Below are 23,717 nucleotides of genomic sequence, written 5' to 3'. Positions count from 1 at the left end.
GCTCGGGCCTTGGCCCTTCACCGGAAAGCGCCGCGAAAATGCGATCGAACACACCAAGACGGCTCCAACGGATGAAGCGGTTATAGAGTGTTTTGTGCGGCCCGTACTCCTTTGGCGCATCCTTCCATTGCAGCCCATGCTTGATGACGTAGACAATGCCGCTGATGACACGGCGATCATCGACACGTGGAACACCATGGGCCAAGGGAAAATACGGCTCGATCCGAGACATCTGGCGCTCGCTCAGCAGAAACAAATCACTCATCACGGTCTCCTTCTGGAAACCGTGAGAATCACATCTCAATCCAATTTAATAGGTCCTGACCCTAATTCTGATTCAGTTGGGTATGAGCCTGTATGGCCTCACCGACTTCGAATGGCGCGCAATTAAGCCAGTGTTGCCGAATGAGCGCCGAGGCAAGCCGCGTGTTGATGATCGGCGTGTAGTGAACGGCATTTTCCGGGTACTGCGATCAGGTGCTCCTTGGCGTGATGTGCCACAGCGTTATGGACCCTATGCCACCTGCTACAATCGCTTCAGACGCTGGATGAAAGCCGGAATCTGGGACAGTTTGATGGACGTGATCACAAGCGCGTCAGATGATGGGATCATGATGATCGACGGCACTCCAGTTCGCGTGCATCACTCACCAGCAACATTGAGGGATGGATCATCCAGATCGTTGTCTTGGGATAAGTCGAGGCGGCCTGACAACCAAAATCCATGCTGTAACCGATGGCATAGGGCTGCCAGTAAAAATCGCCATCACACCCGGTCAGGCCTACGACGCAGACTGGCTACGCGCAAAGCTGAGAACGAAACGCTCATGGGCAAACATTCCGCCAAGATCAAACCGAAAGGGACAGATCGTCTTCAGCCGGTGGCTCTACAAGAAGCGCCATCTCATCGAGCGTTTCTTCAACAAGCTAAAATGCTACCGACGGATCGCAATCCGATATGATAAGCTGGGAATGACGTTTCTTGCGATGGCGAAGCTAGCTTGCATTCGCACCACACTCCGCCATAACGAGTCCATGGCCTAATCATTTTCCGATAGAGATCAACAGAGATGGCAATGGTCAATCTCGACCGTGCCATTGAGCTGTGCTCGTGCGCCACCGTGAACGCAGCGCGCCCCATCCTCCAGGCTCAGATAAGCTCAAGCCGAATACACCATCTGAGCTTGAGCTTAGCGCAGCTGAGATTTCAGACATGATACCGGAAGTATCGTTCGCGTATTATCTTGAATCAGAAGATTCAGTAATTACTTATATACTTAAGCGTGAAGTTCACGCCGGATGAATTGTTGTTAGGCTTCTTGGTGAGGAGGTTGCCATGGCAAACACTTTGATGAAAGGAAAAAGGAAGCAGGATTGGGCAAATCTGCTGCTGGCTGCATGTTTATTTGCCTCCCCGTGGGTATTCGGCTTCACAGCCGAGGCAATGCCGAGCTGGAACGCATGGATCGTTGCCGTCTTGCTGGCTGTATTGGCGACCGCCGCACTTTCGGTATTCGCCGAATGGGAGGAATGGGCCAATATGGTGCTCGGCCTGTGGTTGGTTGCGTCTCCCTGGCTGCTCGGTTTTACCGCCAACGTAAACGCCATGTGGACGGACATCGTTCTCGGCGTGTTCGTCATTGCGGCATCGCTATGGGCGGTCTGGGATGTTCATCATCCTCACGCCCACGCTTAGCTGTGGACGCGTGCCGATATTGACTGGACCCGCCGCCTAAAGCGGCGGGTATGTGGTGACTGTTCGAACCATCGCCATCAATTGACGACTGGCATCAAGTGATGTGCTTTTCGCGATTGTTAGGCCCGACACGCTGGAGCGTGAGGAATTGCAGGGTAGCTACATTGTAGCTGAGTAGATGACCCGTCTCATGCCACAGTTCCATCCCGTTCAGAGAATCTTGGTCTTCTTGTCTGCCCCGCAGATGCTATGCTTGTCTTGCGTTGAGGCTAAGCCATATTGCGAGCACTTGATACTCCGCTTCAGGGATGGCTGGATGGTGCCAAACCTTACGGACCACCCCCAAAAAAAGCCAGCCGCGTCAGGACCGTGTAGTGCGATTCCGACACCATCAGAGCGACAAAGACAAGTATCAGGACCGGGGGGAACAGGATGGCATAGATTAGCGCCAGCCGTTCCCAGGCCATGTGCATGAAAATCGCTACGATCAGCCCGGCCTTCAGGATCATGAACAGAAGGATCAGAGACCATCTGAGATAGCCCTGAATGCCGAGATAGTCGACGAGGTAGGAAAAGGTGCTGAGGACGAAAAGCAGTCCCCAGACCAACATGTACAGCTTTATCGGATGCTGTTGTCCGGAATGTGCCTGCCCTTGTGCCATGATGCCATCCTCACCATAGATAGAAGAATGCAAAGATGAATACCCAGACCAGATCCACGAAGTGCCAGTAAAGCCCAGTGATCTCGACAATCTCATAGTGACCCTTGCGGCTGGTGAAAAAACCTCGCCTTTCCTGATCGAAGTCTCCCCGCCATACCTTGCGTGCCATGATCAGAAGAAAAAGAACGCCGATCGAGACGTGCGTACCGTGAAAACCGGTAATCATGAAAAAGGACGAACCGAACTGTGCCGCACCCCATGGATTCTCCCAGGGGCGGACTCCTTCCCTGATCAGTTTGGTCCATTCGAATGCCTGCATTCCGACGAATGTCGCACCGAGGATCGCTGTCGCCAACATCAGCGCCGCCGTCTTGCGGCGATCGTGGCGGTATCCGAAGTTGACCGCCATGGCCATCGTGCCACTGCTGCTGATGAGGACGAAAGTCATGATGGCAATCAGGATCAACGGAATTTCCTTGCCCCCGATCGTCAGGGCGAAAACCTCGCTGGGATTGGGCCAGGCGACGGTGGTCGACATGCGCGCCGTCATGTAGGCCAGCAGAAAACAGCCAAAGATGAAGGTGTCGCTCAGGAGGAAGATCCACATCATCGCCTTGCCCCAAGAGACGTTCTTGAACGCCCGCTGGTCCGACGACAGGTCAGCCGCGACGCCGCGCAGTCCCACGGGCCGCACATGTGGATTACTTGTCGGTCTTTCTATGGATTCGGTCATCATCGAGGCTCCTCAACTGACCAATTGACGGCAGAGATCGACGAAACTATTTGCCCAGCCGGCAAAGAGCGCAAAAAGGATCAGCCAGACAACGAGCATGAAATGCCAATAGATGGCGCAGAGATCCACGCTTAGGCGAACTCTTGCGAGGACAGGGCTGATACGAGCGCGGATTGCTGTTCGCCCGAGCACGAAAAGCCCACCCAATATGTGCAGGCCATGCAATCCGGTGATCATATAGAAGAAGCTGTTGGATGGGTTGTCGGCAAGCACATAACCTGCCGACACCAGTTGCCGCCACGCCAGAACCTGCCCGGCCAGAAACAGAACAGCCAGTGCGAAGGCCACGGCAAGAGCCGTATTCAGCATCTGGCTGCGGTCGAGACAGGCTTCCGTTTTCGCCCATTGCAACGCGACGCTGCTAGCGGCAAGGGCGGCGGTATTCACCCAAAGCAGTCGGGGGATTGGAATACTCCACCAGTCGGAGCCGCTGAGGCGGGTAAGATAGGCGCTGATGAGGAGCGTGAACAGGGCACCGACGACGGCGAGAAAGATGCCTAGACCGACTTTCGCCGCGGTCGCCGGTGACCCTTGCATCTCCGGCGCATCTCCCGCCGGCCCGGCTTCCAGCCAGGGCTTTGAGGTCAGCCGCTGTCCTGCCATCCACCAGATGATGATGCCGGCGATCCCGGCCATGAAGATGAGAATGGCGCTCATGACGATCCCCTCTCGGACAGCTCGCCCGAGGTCGGCTGGTTTTGCGGCAGAAAGTCCTGATCCGCTCCTGGGACGCTGTAATCATATGGCCAGCGGTAGACGATCGGCAGCTCCTTGCCCCAATTGCCGTGAACGGGCGGCGTTTGCGGTGTCTGCCATTCCAACGTCGTCGCGCGCCATGGATTGCCGCCCGCTTGCCTGCCCCAGCGAAGACCCCAGGCGAGATTGAACAGGAACACAAGCTGAGCAGCCCCCACGATCAAAGCGGCAACGGTGATGAACATGTTCAGCGTATGCGCCGACGGCGGAATGAAAGCCGTTTCGCCAAGCTCGTAATAACGCCGCGGCACACCCATCAGGCCGAGATAGTGCATCGGGAAGAAGATCGCATAGGCGCCGAGAAAGGTGATCCAGAAGTGGATATGCCCCATCGTCACGTTGAGCATGCGCCCCGTGACTTTCGGATACCAATGGTGGATTGCACCGAAGATCACCAGAATCGGCGCGACCCCCATTACCATATGGAAATGGGCAACGACGAACATGGTATCGGACAGCGGCACGTCGACGACGACATTGCCAAGAAAAAGGCCGGTCAGCCCGCCATTGATGAATGTGACGATAAACGCCAGGGCAAACAGCATCGGCAATGTCAGATGGATATCGCCGCGCCAAAGCGTCAGCACCCAGTTATAAACCTTGATGGCCGTCGGAATGGCGATGATCAACGTCGTGGTCGCGAAAAAGAACCCGAAGTTCGGGTTCATGCCGCTGACATACATGTGATGCGCCCACACGACGAAGCTCAGCGCTGCGATGATGACGATCGCCCAGACCATCATCCTGTAGCCGAAAATGTTCTTGCGCGCATGCGTGCTGATCAGGTCCGAGACGATACCGAAGGCTGGAAGCGCGACGATATAGACTTCGGGGTGACCGAAGAACCAGAATAGATGCTGGAACAGGATCGGGCTGCCGCCGCCTTGCTTCAACTGCTCACCCATCTCGACGATCGCGGGCATGAAGAAGCTCGTGCCGAGCAAGCGGTCGAACAGCATCATGACGGCGGCGACGAAGAGCGCCGGGAAAGCAAGCAATGCCATGACGGTGGCGGTGAATATACCCCATACCGTCAAGGGCATTCGCATCAGCGTCATGCCACGGGTGCGACCCTGCAGCACCGTGACGACATAGTTGAGGCCACCCATGGTAAAGCCGATGATGAACAGGATCAGCGACGACAACATCAGGATGATGCCCCAGTCACGTCCTCCCGGCGTCCCGGATAGAAGTGCCTGCGGTGGATATAGCGTCCAGCCGGCACCCGTCGGCCCACCGGGCGCGAAGAAGCCGATGACCAGCACGATGACCGCGAGCAGATAGAGCCAGTAGCTCAGCATGTTCGCATAGGGGAACACCATGTCGCGGGCGCCGAGCATCAAGGGGATCAGATAGTTGCCGAAGCCGCCGAGGAACAGCGCCGTTAGCAGATAGATCACCATGATCATGCCATGCATGGTGATGAACTGATAATAATGTTCCGTGTCGATGAAGGAAAAATAGCCGGGAAACCCGAGCTGCAGGCGCATCAGCCAGGACAGCACCAGCGCCACCATGCCGATCGAGATGGCGGTCAGAGAATACTGAATAGCAATGATCTTGGCATCCTGGCTGAAGACATATTTCGTCCACCAGCTTCTGGGGTGATAAAGCTCCACATCCTCGACTTCAGCGGGCTGGATGACCTGCTCGGTGCCGGATCCAATCTCGACCATATTCCATCCTCCCTGTTCCCTGCGATGCAGCCTTCCTCCTCAGGTCCGCATGGCACTTATTTTTGCGCCGACGCCAGCGATTTCGAAAAAGTCGGCTGTTGCTGCAGCCAGGCTTGATAGGCGGTGTCGGTATCGACGACGACTGTGCCGCGCATCTGCGGATGACCGACGCCGCACAACTCTGCGCAGAGAACCTCGAAGGTCCCCGTTCGCGTCGGCGTGAACCAATAATAAGTGACCGTGCCGGGGATCATGTCCATCTTGGCCCGGAATTCCGGCACGTAGAAATCGTGAACGACATCGATCGAGCGCAGAAGCATCTTCACCGGCTTGCCGGCGGGTATGTGCAGTTCGCCGCCTTCGACGATGACATCGTCCATTCCGGCGGGATCGTTCTTGTTCAGGCCGAGCGGATTATCCGGAGCAACATTGCGCGTGTCCGCCCGGCCCAGCTTTCCGTCCGCCCCCGGCAGCCGGAAACTCCATTGCCACTGCTGAGCGACGACTTCGACCTCGCTGGCGTCAGTCGGGACCGTTACGAACTGTTTCCATACGAAGAGGCCCGGCGTGAGCATCGCAGCCACACCAATTGCGGTTCCGCCGGCAAGCCACCATTCCAACCGCTTGTTTTCAGGCTGGTATGCCGCCTGGTTTCCGGCGCGATGCCTGAAGCGCAGGACGCAATAGGCTATGAACAAGACGACGGTCGTGAAAACAATGCCGGTGATCCAGAATGTGATGACAATCGTGTTGTCGATATAGCTCCAGTTCGACGCAATCGGCGTCCACCACCAAGGGCTAAGCAGATGGAATGTGATCGATCCCACCACCAGCAGAACGAGAACTATGACGACAGCCATTGTCGCCTCCCTGACCCGGCCGCGAATATTTCCACAATCCCATCGCGAGAGATTTTAGCATTATCTCATGAAGAGGTCAGGCGAGCAATTGCGACAACGACAGCGGCTCATCCTGACAAGCCATACGGGGCGCGAAGACACCGCGCGAACACATCGGCGGTGTCAAATCGCCGAGCGGAATTCCGCCGATCCAACCGGCGGCACGGAAGACAGCTCATCGCCATTTGCCATCCGGCTATTTGGAGTATTGCTTCAGATAGGCGATCAGATTGGTAATCTCGGTGTCGTCCTTCAGCCCGATGAAGGTCATTTTCGTGCCTTTCACCTTCGCCTTGGGATCGTGCAAATAGTCGCGGAGCGATGTCTCGCTCCAGACGAGGCCGTCTTTGCCTGCCTGCTGCATTGCCGGCGAATAGGCGAAATTCGGATGTGTTCCAGCCGTTCTGCCGAACAGACCGTTCAGCGAAGGTCCGATCTTGTTCTGGTCCGTTTCGGCTATATGGCAAATGGCACATTTCTTGAAAACAATGGCTCCCGCGGTCGCATCGCCCTCCTGCGCGAGAGCGTCATGCGGGGCGGCAATGGCGAGAAGCAGACAGATCGGAAGAAAACGGCAAGACATGGTAATCCTCATTCTCTTCATCGCTATTCCAAACGACGCGACTCCCATCGGATAGGTCGTAATGGCTTGGAGGATGATCCCGGGGGTAAGTTTCCTTTGTGAATTCAAGACATGCGGTTCGGATAGGCGGCAATCAATTTCCGATACAGGTGCCAAGTCGAATGCCCGAGGATGGGCATGACGATCGCAAGACCGACAAAAATCGGGATTGTGCCGACGACGAGCAGCGCCGCGACGATCAATCCCCAAAGTGCAACAGGTCCTGGATTGGCAAGCGTGGCGCGTATGCTCGCATTTACGGCCGCGGTTGCGCCGACATCCCGGTCGAGCAGCAACGGGAAGGTCACTACGGTCGTCGCCAACACAATTATTGCGAAAACGAAACCGGCCAAGTTTCCCCAAAGTATAAGGGAGAGACCTCGAGAAGTGGTCAGTACATCCAACAGGAAGGTGGAGACCGAGGTCAGACCGGCCTTGCCGAAGGTCAGGGTGTAGATGTGCTGCGCGACAAATAACCAAGCGACGAAAAGCGCGAACAGCATGAAGCCCACCGCAATGATCGATGGCAGTGCCGGAGAGCGGCAGACCTCCAGCGCGTGATACCATGAGCTATCCAGTCCCTGTTCGCGGCGTCGACTGATTTCATAAAGGCCAAGGGCCGCAATCGGGCCAACCAGCGCAAAGCCGGACATCAAGGGATAAAGCAACGGCATCAGGTTAGCGCCGGAACTCCACATGATCAGGAAAACGCCTGTGATCGGATATATAAGACAGAGAAAAACGTAATGTGAGGGCTTCGCTCCGAAATCATTAAGCCCCAATCTCAGCGCATCGATAAGATCCCCGATCCTTATCTTCCGCACTTCCGGGCGCGCAAATTCGCCGCTCGCACCGGCCATGACGTGGAATGCCACCATAACATCTCTCCTCCTGCACCATATACCGGCTGGCGCTGCAAAGACGTCCGGCGAATTTTATCTACAATCAAACCGCAACCGGCTAGCGTAAATTTATCAAATCTTATCGCTTTTGTCGCCTATTCTTTAAATTATGAAATTAGATACTACTCATTCATGATGCCAAATGATCGACGAGTTTGAACGCCGGTACATGGAAGACAATATTCGCCTGCGACAGTGAGATCTCGCCCATTGTCCGTCCGGCAATCGGCTCCCCCTATTCATCGACGTAACCGGGTAAACAACCTGTTGAGCAAAACAGGCGCCTCACCGCACGCCTCGGCCAACGCGCGCCACTAAACGCTGAAGCCCTAGGTCGACAAGAGCTCTGGAAGAGCTTTGCTCCCTTTTTCGCTCTTGAAAGGGTTGGAACTAAATACTTGTCCTTTCAGTTGCCTTGAATCCGCGCTCAAATAACTGAAAATCAATGGAAGTTTGGTTGACTCTATCATCCCGCTATATACCGACGTCTACGATGGCGCCTCGGAGATTATGGTCGACGCTTGTAGCGAACTTCCTATGACTCTGAACTTTGAGATGCTTTACGCCATCGGGACTTGAGAGCGCTATTTGGTAAGGTCGGCGATGCGATTGAGCGCACCGGCAAGGCCCTTCAGGGAGACGGCCAGCGTCAGCGGTTGGGCTGGGCTGGCGGCGGAAACGGTGACGTTGAGGGCCTTGCCGGCCCTGAGCTTTGCAATCGTGTCTGCCTCGAAGGCCAGCGGCACAAGGCAGCCTTGCGGCAGGCAGGTCGAGAAAGGCAGAGTATTGCCGAGGGCGGTATCGTCGATCTTCAGCTGAGCGCCCTGGGGCAACGCCAATCCGAGCGGCAACACCAAGGTACCCCCAAACTTACCGTCAGGCGCCTTGCCGATCTCGACTGCCAGGACGGTCTGCTTGGTTTGGTTGTTGGTTTGGACCTGCCGAACGAGGCAGGACGGAGCATTGGCCTGCATCTGGCACACGACGCCCCAGTCGTCATAAGTTTCGACGAGAGAGCTGGCGCCGCCCGGGAGGGACGCTGCAGTCGCGGTACCGCCGACGAGCGCGAGCGCCGCTGCCAGGCACGAACGTTTCAGCAAAAGAAAGCGGAATGAAGTCATTCTAACAAGCCCTTGTTGGTTTGAAGGCGAATCGCCTCGGGAGGACGATCTGAGGCCGCCAATGGTTCTGGATCGGCAGCCTGCAAAGGTTGGCAGGATTAATGTCTTGTCCCCGCCGGAACCGAGATACAGCTACTATTGTCGAGGCAGATGACCGTTCCGTCCAAGCGCGGATCACCGAGCAGGACATGGGTGCCATCGGCAGTTTCAGTGTTGTCGGACGGCGCCGGGTGAAGCGGTGCGAAGCGGCCCATATCGAAGGTCATCACGACGGAACTCGCCGTCGTGCCAGGTTCAGGGTTGGCTGCCTGCTTCACCGTCAACACACCTGGAAGGAACGTCATGCTGTAGTTGGCGGACGCGGCCAACGTCCCCTGGGTAATCACGTAGGCACCCGGCGCGCTGAGGCTTGTCGCCGAGGTGGCGAGTCCTCCCGAAAGCCTGTCACCGTTGACCAGGCCCGCACCCCCGATCGTATAGGTGAGCGCCGGATTGGCGAGGCCATAGCGGCGGCTGAGAGAGTCGGCAGCGACCGTGATGGCACGTTGGTTCACGGTAAAGTCTGCTCCCGTGTAGCTGATGGCGTAGTTGGCGTTGTCCAGCGACCCTTGCGTAATCGCATAGGCGCCGACATTCGAATACTGCCCCGCTGAAGTCGACAGCGATCCGGAGAGCGTGTCGTTGTTGACGAGGCCAGAAGTCGTATAGGTCAGAGTCGGGTTTGCATCGCCGTAGGTCTTCGACTGCGCATCTGCCGTCACCCTCAGCGTCCGCTGGTTCACGGTGAGATTGGCGCCGGCATAGGTCAGGGCGTAGTTGCCGGAGGCCGCGAGCGTCCCCCGGGCAATCGCATAAGCGCCGACATTGGAATATTGCCCCGCGGAGGTCGTCAGCAATCCGGAGAGCGTGTCGCCATTCACCAGGCCTGCACCCCCGACCGTGTAGCTCAGCGCCGGATTGGCATCGCCGTAGGTCTTCGACACCGCGTCCGCCGTCACCGTGATTGCGCGCTGATTGATGCTCAGGTTAGCTCCGACATAGGTCAGGGCGTAGTTGCTTGACGCCGAGAACGAGCCGGTGATGGCATAGTTGCCGACGTTGGAATATTGCGCTGCCGTGGTCGAAAGCGATCCCGAGAGCGTGTCGCCATTCACCAGGCCTGCACCTCCGACCGTGTAGCTGAGCGCCGGGTTGGTATCGCCATAAATCTTCGACACCGCATCCGCCGTCACCGTCAGCGCCCGCGGGTTTACGGTGAGATTGGCGCCGGCATAGGTCAGGGCGTAGTTGCTGGAGGCCGCGAGCGTCCCTTGGGCAATCGCATAAGCACCGACATTCGAATACTGCCCCGCTGAAGTCGACAGCGATCCAGAGAGCGTGTCGTTGTTGACGAGGCCAGAAGTCGTATAGGCCAGCGCCGGATTGGCATCGCCATAGGTCTTCGACACCGCATCCGCCGTCACCGTCAGCGCCCGTGGGTTTACGGTCAGATTGGCGCCGGTATAGCTGATCGCGTAATTTGCGTTGGCCAGCGATCCTTGCGTGATCCCATAGCTGCCGACATTGGAATACTGTCCTGCCGTGGTCGCAAGCGATCCGGAGAGCGTATCGCCATTCACCAGGCCTGTCGCCAGATAGGTCAGTGTCGGATTGGCATCGCCATAAACCTTCGACACCGTATCCGCCGTCAACGTGATTGCGCGCTGATTGATGCTCAGGTTGGCTCCGACATAGGTCAGGGCGTAGTTGCTGGAGGCCGCGAGCGTTCCCTGGGCGATCGCATAAGCGCCGACATTGGAATATTGTCCCGCTGAAGTCGACAGCGATCCGAAGAGCGTGTCGCCATTCACCAGGCCTGCACCTCCGACCGTGTAGCTGAGCGCCGGATTGGCATCGCCGTAGGTCTTCGACACCGCATCCGCCGTCACCGTCAGCGCCCGTGGGAGGATCGTCAGATTGGCGGCATTATAGGTGATCGCGTAGTTTGTGTTGGCCAGCGATCCCTGCGTGATCCCATAGCTGCCGACGTTGGAATATTGCCCTGCCGTGGTCGCAAGCGATCCGGAGAGCGTATCGCCATTCACCAGGCCTGTCGCCAGATAGGTCAGCGTCGGATTGGCATCGCCATAAACCTTCGACACCGCATCCGCCGTCACTGTCAGCGCCCGTGGGTTTACGGTGAGATTGGCGCCGGTATAGCTGATCGCGTAATTTGCGTTGGCCAGCGATCCTTGCGTGATCGCATAGGCGCCGACATTGGAATATTGTCCCGCTGAAGTCGACAACGATCCGGAGAGCGTGTCGCCATTGACCAGGCCTGCCCCCCCGATCGTGTAGCTCAGCGCCGGATTGGCATCGCCGTAGGTCTTCGACCGCGCATCTGCCGTTACTGTAAGAGCGCGCTGAGTGACATTGAAATTGGCTCCGGTGAAGGTGAGTGCGTAGTTGCTGGAAGCCGCGAGCGAGCCTTGCGAGATTGTATAAGCGCCGACGTTGGATCCGGCCGCCGCCGCCGTCACGAGATTGCCCGAGAGCGTGTCGCCATTGACGAGACCGAGCCCACCGATGGTGTAGGTCAGCACCGGATTGGCGTTGCCGTAGATGCGCGTTTGCGCGTCCGCCGTGACGGTCAGGGCGCGTGGGGTAACGTTGAGACTGCCGTTGACGAAGTTGAAGCCATAGCTGCTCGACGCGAGCGAGCCCTGTGCGGTGACGATATCAAAGGCTCCGACGTTGGCTGTCGCTGCCGCGCCGGTCGAGGTAAGGCTGGCCGATCCCGAGACGACATCCGAAAGCGTGTCGCCGAGATAGGCCCCGGTCACGCCCGCATCGAGGCCGGTGATCGAGGCGTCCGGCAGTGTCGCGACGTCGCCATATGTCTTGCTTGCGTCGACAGCTGCCACCGTCAAGGTCGGGTGATAGGCAAAGACATAGCGATTGCCTGTCGCCGACACCGCGTCACCTGCCGCTGTATTCCAGACGGCCGTGTTGCCGCTGTCAAGTCCACCGAACGTATCGCCAGTCGGATTGGCGGAATAGATCAGCCAGCGGCCGGATGTAGCTGCGACCGCACTTGATCCGGCGTTGTTGATGAAGGCACCACTAGCCGCGAGCGTAGGGGAGCTGCCGGAAATCGCAGCGCCAGATGCGATCGTCAGGTCACCCGCCGTCGTGATCTTGATTTGATCGCCGGTCACGCCTGTCACGACGCAGTTACAGGCATCCGTGACGTTCGCAGCAACCGTCAAAGCGCTGGCGTCGTAGATGTCGATAGCTCCGCCGGATGCCGCAAATTGGCTGAACTGATTGCCGCTGTTCGTGAGCGTGAATGTGTTGCCTGCCCCCTGCAGCATCAACGTATTGGCGGAGATGGCGGCGGTTTGAGTGACGTTCCCGGGGCTCGACAGGTTGACCGTGCCGCCGACCGAAAGTGCCGTATCGACGGCGAAATCGTTCACCGCAAAGATGGAGCGATTGGCGAATGCGAGGCCAGATGCCGTCGTGCCGGCAGTCGCGTTGGCATAGGCTGCGTCAAGCGCCGACAGCGTACCGAGGGCGGTCGTGTCACGTCGCCAGCCGCCCGAAACATCGACATTGTTGACGGTACCAAGCGCCGTGCGGAACGTTGCCCCGTCGGCCGCACCCGTTAGCGCGTTGGCGGTCGTATAGGCCAGCACGTCGGTGCCGTTGGTCGTATCGATCGTGCCATTGGCGACGATTGCATAATAATAGCCGTTCGCCCCCGTCGTAACTGTCTGCACCGCACCATTTCCGACGCGCACATTGACGAGGCCCGCACCGCCCGCCCCCGAGGCGAGCGCGGTCGTGCCGCTGTTCTGGTAGGCGATGCCGGAGATGGCCTGGACGCCGTTGGCATAGAACGGGGTGAGATATGCGTAAAGGCCAGGCGAGACGGTGAATGACGAGCCAAGCCCAGTGCTCGAGGAACCATCCTGCAATTGCGCCGTCATGAGGCCGGTCACATTGCCCGACACCCCAGCGGAATCGTTTGCGATACCCGTGGTTGTTCCGCTCGTTTGTGTGTCCCAATAGGTATTGGCTATCGAGCCGCCATACGCATATCCGACAAGGCCGCCGGCAGTGCCGCCGCTGACTGCGCCCGTCGAATAGGCATTACCGAGCGTCCCATATAAGAACCCGATGAGTCCGCCGACGCTATTGCCACCGACGACGGCGCCCGTCGCGTAGACGTTGGTGATCGAGACCCCACGAGAGGACGAGTCGGTCCCGCCGATGAGGCCGCCGGCGCTGTTGCCCGTGTCGACAACAGCGCCCGTCGCGTAAGCATTATTGACGGCACCGCCGTTCACAAATCCGGCGAGGCCGCCCACATTTGCGGTCCCGCTGACAGCGGCGGAGGAATAGGCGCTGTTGATCGTCCCCCCGTTCAGATAACCGACGAGACCGCCGGCGTTGCTGCCGCCACTCACCGAGCCGGTGACATAGGCGTTGCTGATGGTGTTGCCGGACTGGTATCCGACAAGGCCGCCGACGTAGCGTCCAAAGGGATTCGTATTGGCAACCGAGACGTTGACCAGTCCGATGTCCTGGATGAGGCCGCTGCTGTAACCGAATAGCCCTGCTCCGTCAGCACTCTTGGAGATCGTCAGATTGCTGATCGTATGGCCTAGGCCCTCGAAGGCGCCGGTGAAATAGTTGAGGTTGTTTGGACCAATCAGCGCATCGTTGTAAGTGGTGCCCGAAGCATCCAGACTGTTGGCGAGTGCATATTGCCCGGCCAGACCGACCGAGGTGATGTTGGCAACATCGGCCATCGAATAGAGAAGCGAATAGACCGCACCATTGACGGTGAGCGAGCCGCCCTGGTTCGATGTGGCGAGTGTGCCATCGGCGTTCAGATAAGTGAGGTTCCCGGTGAAGCCGGAGCCGCTCAGACCGAACGAGAGATTGCTGGCCGACGAGCTGTCGTAGGCAAGCGCGACGGAGCCCGCGCCCTTGACCGTGATCGGAGCATTGATCGTGAGCGCGCCGCCTGAGAGCAGGCGGAGACTGCTGCCTGCCGTCAGCGTGAGCGGGCTGGCGACCGTCAATGGCGATCCGCTCGCTGTCGCCACGGTCAGCGAGCCTATCGTCATTGCCTGATCCATCGTGAAACTGGCGCCAAGCGCGTTGATCAGAAGGTTGGACGTACCGTTGATGGCAGCGGTGGTGGCTGCATCATTACCGCTCGCGGCTATGGCGGCATCTTTCGTGATGCCAGCGGTCGAGTAAAGCGTCGAAACCGTCGAGCCCGACAGCGTGTTGCCGAGGAGATTGAATCCGGTTTGAACGGGCTGGTTGGATGCGGTGGCGAAGGCTGCGGAGTTGGTCGCGCCGGTTCCGGGGTTGGCACTCGTATAGGTGACGAGCGCATTGCCGGGCGCAAAGGCCCCCGCAGCGCCGAAGATGTAATAGTACCCGTTGGCGCCTGTTGAGGCCGACCCAAAGCGACTGCCGTTGGCAAGACCGGTCACGGTGACCGCGCCGTTCAGGCCGGAGGCGGCGGGTGTCACCTGGTTGTCGATATAGGCGGTGCCAGAGATCGCCTGAAGTCCGTTCTGGAAGATACTGGTGAGATAAGGATAAAGACCATTCGTGCCGCCGGCGAAGGCGGAGCCGAGGTTGATGCCGGCCGTCTGGAGACCCGACGTAGCAAGCCCGCTCACATTCCCTTGCTGGCCGGCTCCATCGTGGCCGATGCCATTGCCGGCGATGCCACTCGTCGACGTGTCCCAATAGGCGTTGCTGACCGAGATCGTGCCACCGTTCTGCGGATAGGTCCAGCCGATCAACCCGCCCGCATAGGTCTGAAAATATTGGGTCGGTGCCGTGACCGAGCCCGTCGCATAGGCATTGCTGATACTTGCGGTCCCGCCGTAGGCCTGAAGCATTCCGACAAGGCCGCCCGCCTGGCCGTATTGCACGCCAGACACTGCCCCGGTCGCGTAGGCGTTGGTGATTGAAGCATTAGCGGACGTGAACGCATAATTTTGTCCGACCAGGCCGCCGACCATGCTGCCGCCGTAGACCGCACCGGTCGCGAATGCGTTGTCGATCAGTGCGGAGGAGCCGGTCGAAGCGCTGTTCAATCCGACCAGGCCACCGGCTGCCGTTAGTGCCGCCGTCGAGCCGACGGTTCCGGTCGCGTAAGACGAGGCAATGGAAGCTGTCACGTTCATGTAGGCGAAGTTCTGACCGACGAGGCCGCCGAGCGTGGCGTTCGCGTCACCGGTGACGGTCCCGGTCGCGTGGGAACCGGTGATCGCAGCGGTATCGGAGTTGGCATAATTATAGCCCACGAGGCCACCGGCGGAACCGAGGCTTCCCGTCGTCACCCTGCCTGTCGCGTAGGAGCCAGTGATCGTGGCGGAACCCGCTTTGGCATAGTTCTGTCCGACGAGACCGCCGGCGAGGCCCTGCGATCCCGCCGCCACCGTGCCCGTCGCGTAGGAATTGGCGATCGTAACCGGAGCGCCGTTGCTCAACGTCGCGCCGACAAGGCCGCCGACATTGGCGCTCGTTCCACCGCTCACATTGGTCGAGGCAAACGAATTGACGACCGAGGCTTGCGTACCATTGCTGACCGTCGTCAGAAGACCGACCAGCGCGCCATCCGTCGCCACGGGATTGGGGTATTGGGGCGAGATGCCTACGCCGCTGACGGAACCGCCTACAAGGCCGATATTGCGGATCGTGCCGCCCGTGACCGTGCCGAACAGGCCGACGGCCGCATTATTGGTCGTGCTGTTGATCGTCAGGTTGGAGATCGTATGGCCGAGGCCATCGAAGCTGCCGCTGAAAGTTGGGATCGGTGCATCGGTAAAAGGTATTGCCGCAAGATCAAGGTTATTAGCGAGGGCGAAACTGCCCGAGTTTGCTGTGCTAACGTTCAGCAGATCCGCGGCTGAATAAACGAGCGTCTGCTGTGCGCCATTGAGGAAGAGCGCTTGCGAGCCCGGCGTGCCGGTGAAGTCGATGCGGCCGGCAAAGCCCGTCGCCGACAGTCCAAAGTCGACCGTGCCGCCCGAACCCCCTCCGACATTGGTGTTCAGCATAAGCGCGCCAGTGCCGCCGACCGTGACGGTCGCATCGATGTTGATTGAGTGAGCGGCATTGAGCTGGAGGAGATTGGCGCTCCAGGCCAGCGGTGCTGCGATGGTGATGTTGCCGGCCTGCGAGCCGGCGGAGCCCGCTCCGCCGGTCGATACCGTAACATTCGCCGTCTGAAGCGCATTGGTCAGTGTGTTGACATTGATGACACTGTCATTGCCGCTAGCCGTGAAGCCAGAGGAATTGCTGTCCGCGCCAGCGGAGATCGTCACGTTGTACGGATCGAGCAGGAGGTCGCCGAAGGAACCGTGGGCGGCAGAAAGATCGGTAAAGCCTGTATAGGAGAGTAGCGCCTTGCCTGAGACTTCCGCATTACCGCCATTGCCGGAGAGCGAACCGCCGCGGGCGGTGATGGTGCCGGCGAAGCTGGTGAGATTATCCGACCACAAGACGACATTGCCGCCATTGCCGGTCGTGACCGCATCGACATTAATGGTGGTATTGGCATCGACATCAAGCGTCTCGGCATGCTTCAAGGTGCCGCCGCCCTGGCGTTCGCCGCCGATATTGACGATGCCGCCGCCGGTCTTGCCGGAAGCATTCACCTTGGCAGAAGCGAGCTTGATCGACCGGCCCGTGACGGTGACCTTACCGCCCGTTCCGGCGGCATTGCCGGCATCGAGTGCACCGGAGACCGCCACCTCGCCGTCGCCGCCGGTGAGCGTAATGTCGCCGCTCTTGCCGGAAACGCCGTTGGCTTCGATCGTGCCCGACATGTTGACCGCCTGGCGCGCCATGTCCTTGGCCGCCGCCGCCGTCAACTGCACCGTCCCGCCCCTCGCCGAGATCTTGCCGGTGTTGGAGACGAGTGCTTGGCTACCGCCGTCCTTGGTCGGTACTGCGACCTGCAGGAAGCCGTCACCGGACAGATCAAGCGTTGCCTGTTCGCCCGAGCCCAACGCCGCCTTGCCCATTGGCACGGTGATGACACCGGAATTGGCGACCGTGCCGCCGATCAGCGCCATGTAGCCGCCGCGGTTGATGGTGATCGCACCGGCATTCGTCACAGGCGCGGAGGCGCCATTGCCGGTAAAGCTCCGCTTGCCGCCCATGAAGTCGTCATCGGAGATGCCGAGCGTCGAGGCGACGAAGGCGCCGGTGTTGACCGTCCCTGAACTGGTGATCGCAATGCCGTTCGGATTGATAAGATAGACTTGGCCGTTAGCATTGATCTGGCCGGCGATAGTCGAGCTTGTCTCGCCAGTCACACGATTGAGGATGGCGGCATTGGCATCGGGCTGGACGAAGGTGACGCGGTTGCCTTTGCCGACGTTAAAGCTCTGCCAGTTGACGACGGCGCTGCCGCTGGTCTGGTTGATGGTCAGCGACCCCGACGACGGCGTTCCGATCGTCGCGCTGCCGGCGGCCACCTGCCCGCCCGTCGGCAGCGACTGTGCCGGCGCCACCGTCGAATGCACCAGTGCCGTCGAGGCCAGTAGTGCCACAAGCCGGGCTTTGTGCGAGAGCGTCTTCTGTCGCGTCATCATTATTATCCTAGAACTGGAAGGCCGCGGAGACGGTGAAACGGTTGTCGTCGTTGCCGTTGCCGAAACGCTCGGTGCGGCCATATTCGAGATTGACGTTGGTGCTGTTGAAGCTCGCCTGCTCGGCGGCCGCCAACCGCAGGCCAAGACCATAGGCAGCACCGCGCGAGAAGCCGCTTTCCAGCGCCGTCGGCTGATAGAGCTTGACGCCGCCATAGGCACCGAACAGGTAAGGCGAAACCACCACGGCGCCGGCCGTGGTCGTTCCATCCGGCAGGCTGGTTCCCTGCTGCGCCGGAAAATCCGGCCAGCCGAATGGCAAGGTGAAGCTGGTAGCGAAGGGGAACTGCGCCTCGGCGCGCAGCACGAAGCCGGAATCGCCCTGCATCGCGCCAGTCGGGAAGCTCGACAGGCCCGAGGAGGAGACGATGCCGATCTGCTCGGAATTGAGCAGCGGCTGGCCGAAGGAGGTCTGTGCCTTTGCGCGGAGGTCGAAAACCAGATGCTCGGCGACCGGCTGGCGATAACCGAGATTGACCTCGACCTTCTGGAAATCGGCGTCCGCTCCTTGGCGTGACAAGGGCGTGCCGCTGCCATTGGCGTCGGCCGCATTGCGTGCGCCAAGCCCGTTGATGCCGAAAGACCCAGTCAGGCCGGCGCTGACGAGCGTATCGCCGGACACATACCAGGAAAGATCCACGCCCGTGCGCAGGATGCGCAGCCGATCCTTCGATAGCGCGACGCCGTCGCCATTAAGAAGCTGCAGTTCTTCGTCCTGCGCATCGAAGCCGCCATTGAGGTTGAGCGTGAACTCGCGCGAGCGGATCAGCGGATAGGCAAGCCGCGCCGAATAGCGGGTGAAGTCCGACGTGAACTGCAGCCCTGATGCGCTCGCCTCCGGCGTCGTGCGCGAGGCGGTAGCTTCAAGGTTCAACGTCAACCCGTCGATGCCGATCGGCAGGGTTGCACCGCCGGCCAAGGACCGGTTGCGCGGTGCGCCGGTGAAATAGCCTTCGTCACCGCCGAAACGCGGCGCACCCGAGGCTCTCAGATAGAAGAGTTCACCGAAGCCGAACACAGAATTGAAATCGAGACCGACGCCGGTGTTGTACTTACCGAGCGCGTCGGTGGAGTTGTTGTCACCCCAGACGAAGCTCGTGACCGGCTTGTAGCGAGCCTCAATCGTCAGCACACTGCCGCCAGGCTTCGTGCCGCGAGATAGCGTCGAGCGCAGCATCGTGCCCGGCAGGTCGCCGGCCAACAGCAGCCGACGCTCGATCTCATCATTGGACATCCCCTTCTCGCCCACCAGCGGCGACAGAATTTTGGCGATGCGTTCGCGGATATTGTTCGGAAGATGCGAGGTATCGATCGTCTCGACGAAGCCGTCGATGACGACGATGCGCAACACCGCCCCATCCACCAGCCGCTGGGCCGGCAGCACGACGCGCACCAATCCATACCCTTTGGCTGCGTAGGCCCGCTCCAGTTGACCGGCCGCCTCGAACAAGGCCTTCGCCGTCACCTGCTTGCCGCTCAGGCTCTTAGCCACACGCGCCTCATCTTCGGCAAAGCCAGCAAGCCCGCCCTCGACCTTGACCGTCTTCAGGCGCACGGTGAGCTTTTCCGCCCCCTTGGGCGCGACCGGGCCGGATGCCTCGGGGATGACGATGCCGCTGCTCTGCTTCTGCAATTGCGGCTCAAAACTCTGCGGTGTGACCTGCGACGCTGTCTGGGCAAGGGCAACGCCCACCGGCGCCATCACCGCAACGCTCGCTGCAAGTCCCCAAGATCGCACAAAACGATATCCGAAAATCAAAATGAACCTCAATCTCAGCGCATGCGGTAGCTTTCGAGAAAATACCGCTACAAATGGCCGTGAATGGCCGCCACAACCCATTCTCGCGGCAGAACTAGTAAAAATGGCCGCAAACGTCGCCATCCATTTTTGACTTGGAATATCTCGACGGTTTTCCGCAGATTGATGCCGCCAAATGCGGCCAAGCAAGATAGACCGCCTCATGCACAATCGTCCGTTTGTTGGGAGGCCGGCACGTCCCCCGTTAGCGCTTTCGTAAGCGCGCCATCGAGGATGACCAGCTTCCGTGCCTGGAAACGCGAATATTCCTCGTAGAAGCTTCGAGAGATCCAGAGTGGCGAATGCCCCGGCCGCCCAATCCATCCGAGTCCTCCGATCGATTGGGCTTCTGAAATCTTCCGGCTCGTATGTGCGTTCGAAAGACCAGTGGATCGAGCCAGATACCCGATCGAGGTCACGTCGGTGAGGTATCGGTCCTGCTGCGAGAGAGCTTGCCAATCGACACTCGCAATCAGCCGGTCCATCACCCAGCCACCCGAATCTGCCCAGGTAAAGATCGTAAAGAGAGGCCCTGGCGCGCGCACATCGTGACTGAAGAACAGACCATTCGCCACAATCGGCTGGATCAATGGGAGCAGACCCTCCCACCGAGTGGAGAATTGCGTGTGTCTTTGCCCGCCATCGAGCAAGTCAAGCGCCTGAAAGTGCAAGTCGTACCAGAGCACCAGGAGGGACAGGGAATCGGCCGATGGCCTGGCCAGCAGCCTCCCGTGGCCAATCGCTCGACCGTCCACGGGCTCGATCACGCCGTACTTCAGGGCTTCATCGAAAAATGCATAGGCCGTATTCCGGCTGGAAAGACCAAGGATAGGGCCAAGAAAACCGAGGCTTCGACGACTGATGCCTGGCTCTATATCGCCGATAGGCTGGAAAAAATGTGCCAGCGCGGCATGGCTTAAAAGCCAGCGCTGCTGTGTCGCAAACAGTGCTGCAGTCCGCGGCGATGTCTTATGAGCCTCAAACATCCCTGAAGCCAGGAAGAAGACCGCCTCTGGAAACGCTTTATTCGCGACAGTATCGCCGACGCCACGAAGCGGCAGATCATTCGTCTCCTCCCTAGCAAGAGACGAAGATGAAGCCTGAAATTCTATAGTCTGCCCCAAGAATGCAACCTCCGGCTACGACATCTGCCGGCAAGACAATCCCAACCCATCACCCCAGTATGCCATTCTCGTGATTCCGTATTTGTTGTCGCCCACATGCTTGTGCCGGTATGAGCCTGGGAATGTCCTGATCTGCCGTGACCAAAGCTCTGAAATTTCGCTGAGATTTCGTTGAAACCCAGTAATTTTAGTGGTTTTTGCTAGAATTGCGTGATTGGTGGCCATGGGCCGGGATATCGCAGGAAAAGGGGGGAATCGGTGCTCCAATTTGCCGGCTTTGAACTCGATGAGAAGCGCTCGGAACTGCGCGGGCGCGATGGCGAAGCTATCAAGCTGCGACCGAAGGCCTTCGACTTGCTACGGCTCTTTGTGGCCAAACCCGGTAGAGTCCTCAGCAAACAGGAATTGATGGTCGCGATCTGGCCGGGCCTCCACGTCGGTGAGGATAACCTGTTTCAATGTATTCGGGAGATTCGGGCAGCACTTGGCGATGAAAGGCGCGAATTGATACGCGCGATACCCGGGCGCGGCTACCTCTTCGAACCCAAGGTGTCGGGTTTGACGGATCCAGCCCCACAGGAAGTGATCCCTCTGAAAGATGGATCCCAAGCCGAAAGCGAGCAGGCAGCAGATAACAGCAACACCAAGATCTGGCGCCGCGCCGCACTGATTGCCATGGTCGCAGCCGGCGTTTTGGCCCTGGCAATTTCACCAGTCATACGTCCCCATATGTTTGCAGCTTCGCCACCAAGCGTGGCAATATTGCCCATGACGACAACGAGCAACGACCCGGCTGTTGGCCAAATGGCGATCGGCGTCATCAGCGACCTGACAGACGGCTTGGCAAAGATCGACACTATCCGTGTGGTGGTGTCGCCTGGCACAGACATCAAAAAAGCTGATCTCGTCGTAAACAGCGAACTGGAAAGGACGGAAACGACATGGAGCCTGCGCGCTCGCATGATCGAACCATCGACTGGCACGGTTAAGTGGTCGGCATCGCTATCCGTTGAGCAAAGCAACACCGATGCGCAGCTTCAGCGGATTCGCTTGGCCGCCGCCATGGGTGACCCCTTGACCAAGCGGATCAACGCGCTTTTGACGTCAGGCAATCGTCCGGTAGACGAAGGGCGGACAGGTACGGCTAACGCCGCTATCGAACAGGCAACGAACTCGATCAACCAGACCTCACTGGAGCGCTTTCGAACTGCAGAGACCATACTGGAAAAAGCTGTCGCGGACGACGCGGACAATATCGATCTACAGATTGCGGTTGCCGCCTTCAAACTACGCGGGCTTCAATTGGCATGGTTTCCCGCTGAAGAGCGCCAGCTGGTCGTGAATGGTGTCGGTGCCATCATGAAGCGCGTGTTGCACGAGCGTCCCAGCTATATCCCGGTGCTTGAAGCGCAATGCAGATATCTATCAACAGCCAACCGGTATGCTGAAAGCCTGGTGACATGCGCAAAGGCGCTCGCTCTAGACCCGTGGAACGGTAGCGCACTCTACCTCACCGGCCTTTCTCAGATCTATTTGGGCCGCTTCGATGACGCCCTTGCGACGTTCAAACAAGCCGACCGGTTCGACACACCTCGGGTTGCACGCTGGACATGGGGGATCGGAGCGGGCTGGGCTTGCATGCTCATGGGCCGCGCCGATGAAGCATTACCCTGGCTGGAGCGATCGATTGAAGTGACACCAGCCAGCGGGCGCACCTATTTGCTGATGGCAGCAGCTTACCAACAACTGGGTCGCATAGCCGAGGCAAAAGCAGCCGTTGCAAAAGCTTTGGAGGTAAGACCGGGCTCGACAGCACAAAACGCGCGGCCGCTGAGCAGCAATACAAGCTCCGTTTACGACAAGGCCCAGGAGCGCGTTATGAGCCTCATAGTTTCCGCGGGACTACCCGAAAACTGATTGAACATCGGCAAAGCCAAAGCGTGAAGCCTATCCGAGTTTAAGGGGTTGTACTCCGCGCTGGACCTGCGGGCCAAGATCGCTCGGATATTCACTTCTGCGGCGCAAGAGGCTGTTTCCGTCAACTTGTTAAGCCCAGATGACTACAAAAGCAACGCGACGCTCGTCTCCGATGCAGGCACAACGCGCTTGATATTCGAATTGAACGACTTAGACATTTTAACATGCAATCGCTGAGAGCATTTTAAGCGCTTGAAGGGATACGAACCGTCGAACCTCCAAAGCTGATCGCGTATCTGTGGATAGCCTCGAAACAAGACGTTTGCAGAAGTCGGCGCCGTGCTGCAAAGCCTCCGCAATCTCCGCTGCGTCGAATTTTGTATCCAGTGCCGCTTCCGCATTCCTCTCGATCTGCCTCCAGCTATAGCACCGTTGGCCACTCGTTGAGGAACCGTACACTCTTGATTCTAATCACGGAGTGGCATTGAGCCAGGCGGGCTCATTGACAAATTGCTGAACAATTACCTCCGGCATTATTTCATTATGCGAACGTCGACTTTAATCCGGCAGATGATTTCAATCCATTTACTCGACATATTCTAGCTAGCTTTTAAATACATAATTGGATTTTCATTACAAATATCTAATTAAACCTTATTTCCTAGCATGAAATGCTATAGTTGCATCCAGATATAATTAAGATCATCAAGAAATTTACGAAAAATAAACTACGTTGATGCATATAGATCTGATTGGGTAGGCTCTAGCTACGAGCGGATGACGACGGGCGGCAAGGCCGCAGCGATATTCGGTGCGCCACCAGGGAATGCGCAGCAAGTGCCCTGCTTGTTTGATCGTGTGCCGAACGGAAGCTCGGCCATTCAACATCTTGGTTGGGGGAACACCATGGGATATTTTAAAACATTCGGCGTCACGGCTCGCTTGACAACGGGCTTCGGCTTTTTGCTCATTTTGATGATCGGCCTGACATTCTACTCCATCAGACAGGTCGAAACGATCGACCGAAATCTTGGCATAATCAACGACGTCAACAGCGTGAAGCAACGCTATGCGAT

15 protein-coding genes and 1 pseudogene are annotated in these 23,717 nt (G+C 58.6%); 4 read left to right on the top strand and 12 right to left on the bottom strand.

The genetic code is table 11. The features are described from left to right. A partial coding sequence (locus GA0061100_RS33815) for an IS5/IS1182 family transposase (protein ID WP_075857225.1) occupies positions 1-265 on the bottom strand: 265 nt, incomplete at its 3' end. An 82-nt stretch (positions 266-347) separates the two neighbouring features. On the opposite strand from GA0061100_RS33815, the gene GA0061100_RS33810 reads away from it, so the two are divergent. Both GA0061100_RS33810 and GA0061100_RS33805 read left to right on the top strand, forming a co-directional pair. Then, positions 348-1,044, top strand: a protein-coding gene (locus GA0061100_RS33810) for an IS5 family transposase (RefSeq protein WP_143525619.1) whose coding sequence is annotated in 2 segments (ribosomal slippage) — positions 348-665 and positions 667-1,044 — 696 coding nt in all. Because the reading frame shifts where the segments join, the coding sequence is not laid out codon by codon here. 292 nt (positions 1,045-1,336) lie between these two features. Beyond that, complete coding sequence (locus GA0061100_RS33805; RefSeq protein WP_075857224.1) at positions 1,337-1,696, top strand: SPW repeat protein; 360 nt, start codon at positions 1,337-1,339, stop codon at positions 1,694-1,696. A 329-nt stretch (positions 1,697-2,025) separates the two neighbouring features. Here GA0061100_RS33805 and GA0061100_RS33800 read toward each other — a convergent pair whose 3' ends face one another. The 11 genes from GA0061100_RS33800 to GA0061100_RS33750 all read right to left on the bottom strand — a co-directional run bounded on the left by GA0061100_RS33800 (position 2,026) and on the right by GA0061100_RS33750 (position 20,724). Beyond that, positions 2,026-2,358 (bottom strand): cytochrome C oxidase subunit IV family protein, encoded by a 333-nt coding sequence (locus tag GA0061100_RS33800; RefSeq protein WP_075857223.1) that lies wholly within the window; start codon positions 2,356-2,358, stop codon positions 2,026-2,028. 10 nt (positions 2,359-2,368) lie between these two features. Beyond that, positions 2,369-3,091, bottom strand: coding sequence for a heme-copper oxidase subunit III family protein (locus GA0061100_RS33795; RefSeq protein ID WP_075857226.1), 723 nt, complete (start codon positions 3,089-3,091; stop codon positions 2,369-2,371). Between the two features lie 12 nt (positions 3,092-3,103). Beyond that, a complete protein-coding gene (locus tag GA0061100_RS33790) occupies positions 3,104-3,808 on the bottom strand; it encodes a cytochrome c oxidase subunit 3 (RefSeq protein ID WP_075857222.1) in 705 nt (234 codons plus the stop codon). Next, a complete protein-coding gene (locus GA0061100_RS33785; RefSeq protein WP_075857221.1) occupies positions 3,805-5,583 on the bottom strand; it encodes a cytochrome c oxidase subunit I in 1,779 nt (592 codons plus the stop codon). Before GA0061100_RS33785 ends, GA0061100_RS33790 begins: the two co-directional genes overlap by 4 nt. Before the next feature lie 56 nt (positions 5,584-5,639). Then, positions 5,640-6,443, bottom strand: coding sequence for a cytochrome c oxidase subunit II (locus GA0061100_RS33780; RefSeq protein ID WP_075857220.1), 804 nt, complete (start codon positions 6,441-6,443; stop codon positions 5,640-5,642). Between the two features lie 235 nt (positions 6,444-6,678). Beyond that, entirely contained in the window at positions 6,679-7,065 is a 387-nt protein-coding gene (locus GA0061100_RS33775; protein ID WP_075857219.1) for a c-type cytochrome, read from the bottom strand. Positions 7,066-7,169: 104 nt separating this feature from the next. Further along, a complete protein-coding gene (locus GA0061100_RS33770; RefSeq protein ID WP_075857218.1) occupies positions 7,170-7,982 on the bottom strand; it encodes a DUF2189 domain-containing protein in 813 nt (270 codons plus the stop codon). 608 nt (positions 7,983-8,590) lie between these two features. Beyond that, on the bottom strand, positions 8,591-9,127 hold the full coding sequence (locus GA0061100_RS33765) for an invasion associated locus B family protein (protein WP_075857217.1): 537 nt from the start codon (positions 9,125-9,127) through the stop codon (positions 8,591-8,593). A gap of 98 nt (positions 9,128-9,225) precedes the next feature. After that, on the bottom strand, positions 9,226-17,742 hold the full coding sequence (locus tag GA0061100_RS33760) for an MBG domain-containing protein (RefSeq protein WP_244558035.1): 8,517 nt from the start codon (positions 17,740-17,742) through the stop codon (positions 9,226-9,228). Positions 17,743-17,752: 10 nt separating this feature from the next. Then, complete coding sequence (locus GA0061100_RS33755) at positions 17,753-19,540, bottom strand: ShlB/FhaC/HecB family hemolysin secretion/activation protein (RefSeq protein ID WP_244558034.1); 1,788 nt, start codon at positions 19,538-19,540, stop codon at positions 17,753-17,755. Between the two features lie 221 nt (positions 19,541-19,761). Further along, positions 19,762-20,724 carry a hypothetical protein gene (locus tag GA0061100_RS33750; protein WP_075857214.1) on the bottom strand — a complete coding sequence of 321 codons (963 nt, stop codon included), beginning with the start codon at positions 20,722-20,724 and terminating at the stop codon, positions 19,762-19,764. A 258-nt stretch (positions 20,725-20,982) separates the two neighbouring features. Here GA0061100_RS33750 and GA0061100_RS33745 point away from each other — a divergent pair, with 258 nt between their 5' ends. Next, complete coding sequence (locus tag GA0061100_RS33745; RefSeq protein ID WP_075857213.1) at positions 20,983-22,641, top strand: tetratricopeptide repeat protein; 1,659 nt, start codon at positions 20,983-20,985, stop codon at positions 22,639-22,641. Between the two features lie 777 nt (positions 22,642-23,418). Continuing rightward, positions 23,419-23,717, top strand: a pseudogene (locus tag GA0061100_RS35370) (hypothetical protein); the annotation flags it as partial.

Source organism: Martinezella hainanensis, from assembly GCF_900094555.1.
Lineage (GTDB): Bacteria > Pseudomonadota > Alphaproteobacteria > Rhizobiales > Rhizobiaceae > Rhizobium > Rhizobium hainanense.
Note: the sequence above shows the minus strand (reverse complement) of the source record. Positions and strands in the feature narration are given on the sequence as shown.

Excerpts from the sequence above, each read along its gene's own strand:
- GA0061100_RS33805 (WP_075857224.1), top strand. The coding sequence starts at position 1,337 with ATGGCAAACACTTTGATGAAAGGAAAAAGGAAGCAGGATTGGGCAAAT.
- GA0061100_RS33765 (WP_075857217.1), bottom strand. The coding sequence starts at position 9,127 with ATGACTTCATTCCGCTTTCTTTTGCTGAAACGTTCGTGCCTGGCAGCG.
- GA0061100_RS33795 (WP_075857226.1), bottom strand. The coding sequence starts at position 3,091 with ATGACCGAATCCATAGAAAGACCGACAAGTAATCCACATGTGCGGCCC.
- GA0061100_RS33780 (WP_075857220.1), bottom strand. The coding sequence starts at position 6,443 with ATGGCTGTCGTCATAGTTCTCGTTCTGCTGGTGGTGGGATCGATCACA.
- GA0061100_RS33790 (WP_075857222.1), bottom strand. The coding sequence starts at position 3,808 with ATGAGCGCCATTCTCATCTTCATGGCCGGGATCGCCGGCATCATCATC.
- GA0061100_RS33775 (WP_075857219.1), bottom strand. The coding sequence starts at position 7,065 with ATGTCTTGCCGTTTTCTTCCGATCTGTCTGCTTCTCGCCATTGCCGCC.
- GA0061100_RS33760 (WP_244558035.1), bottom strand. The coding sequence starts at position 17,742 with ATGACGCGACAGAAGACGCTCTCGCACAAAGCCCGGCTTGTGGCACTA.
- GA0061100_RS33785 (WP_075857221.1), bottom strand. The coding sequence starts at position 5,583 with ATGGTCGAGATTGGATCCGGCACCGAGCAGGTCATCCAGCCCGCTGAA.
- GA0061100_RS33770 (WP_075857218.1), bottom strand. The coding sequence starts at position 7,982 with ATGGTGGCATTCCACGTCATGGCCGGTGCGAGCGGCGAATTTGCGCGC.
- GA0061100_RS33800 (WP_075857223.1), bottom strand. The coding sequence starts at position 2,358 with ATGGCACAAGGGCAGGCACATTCCGGACAACAGCATCCGATAAAGCTG.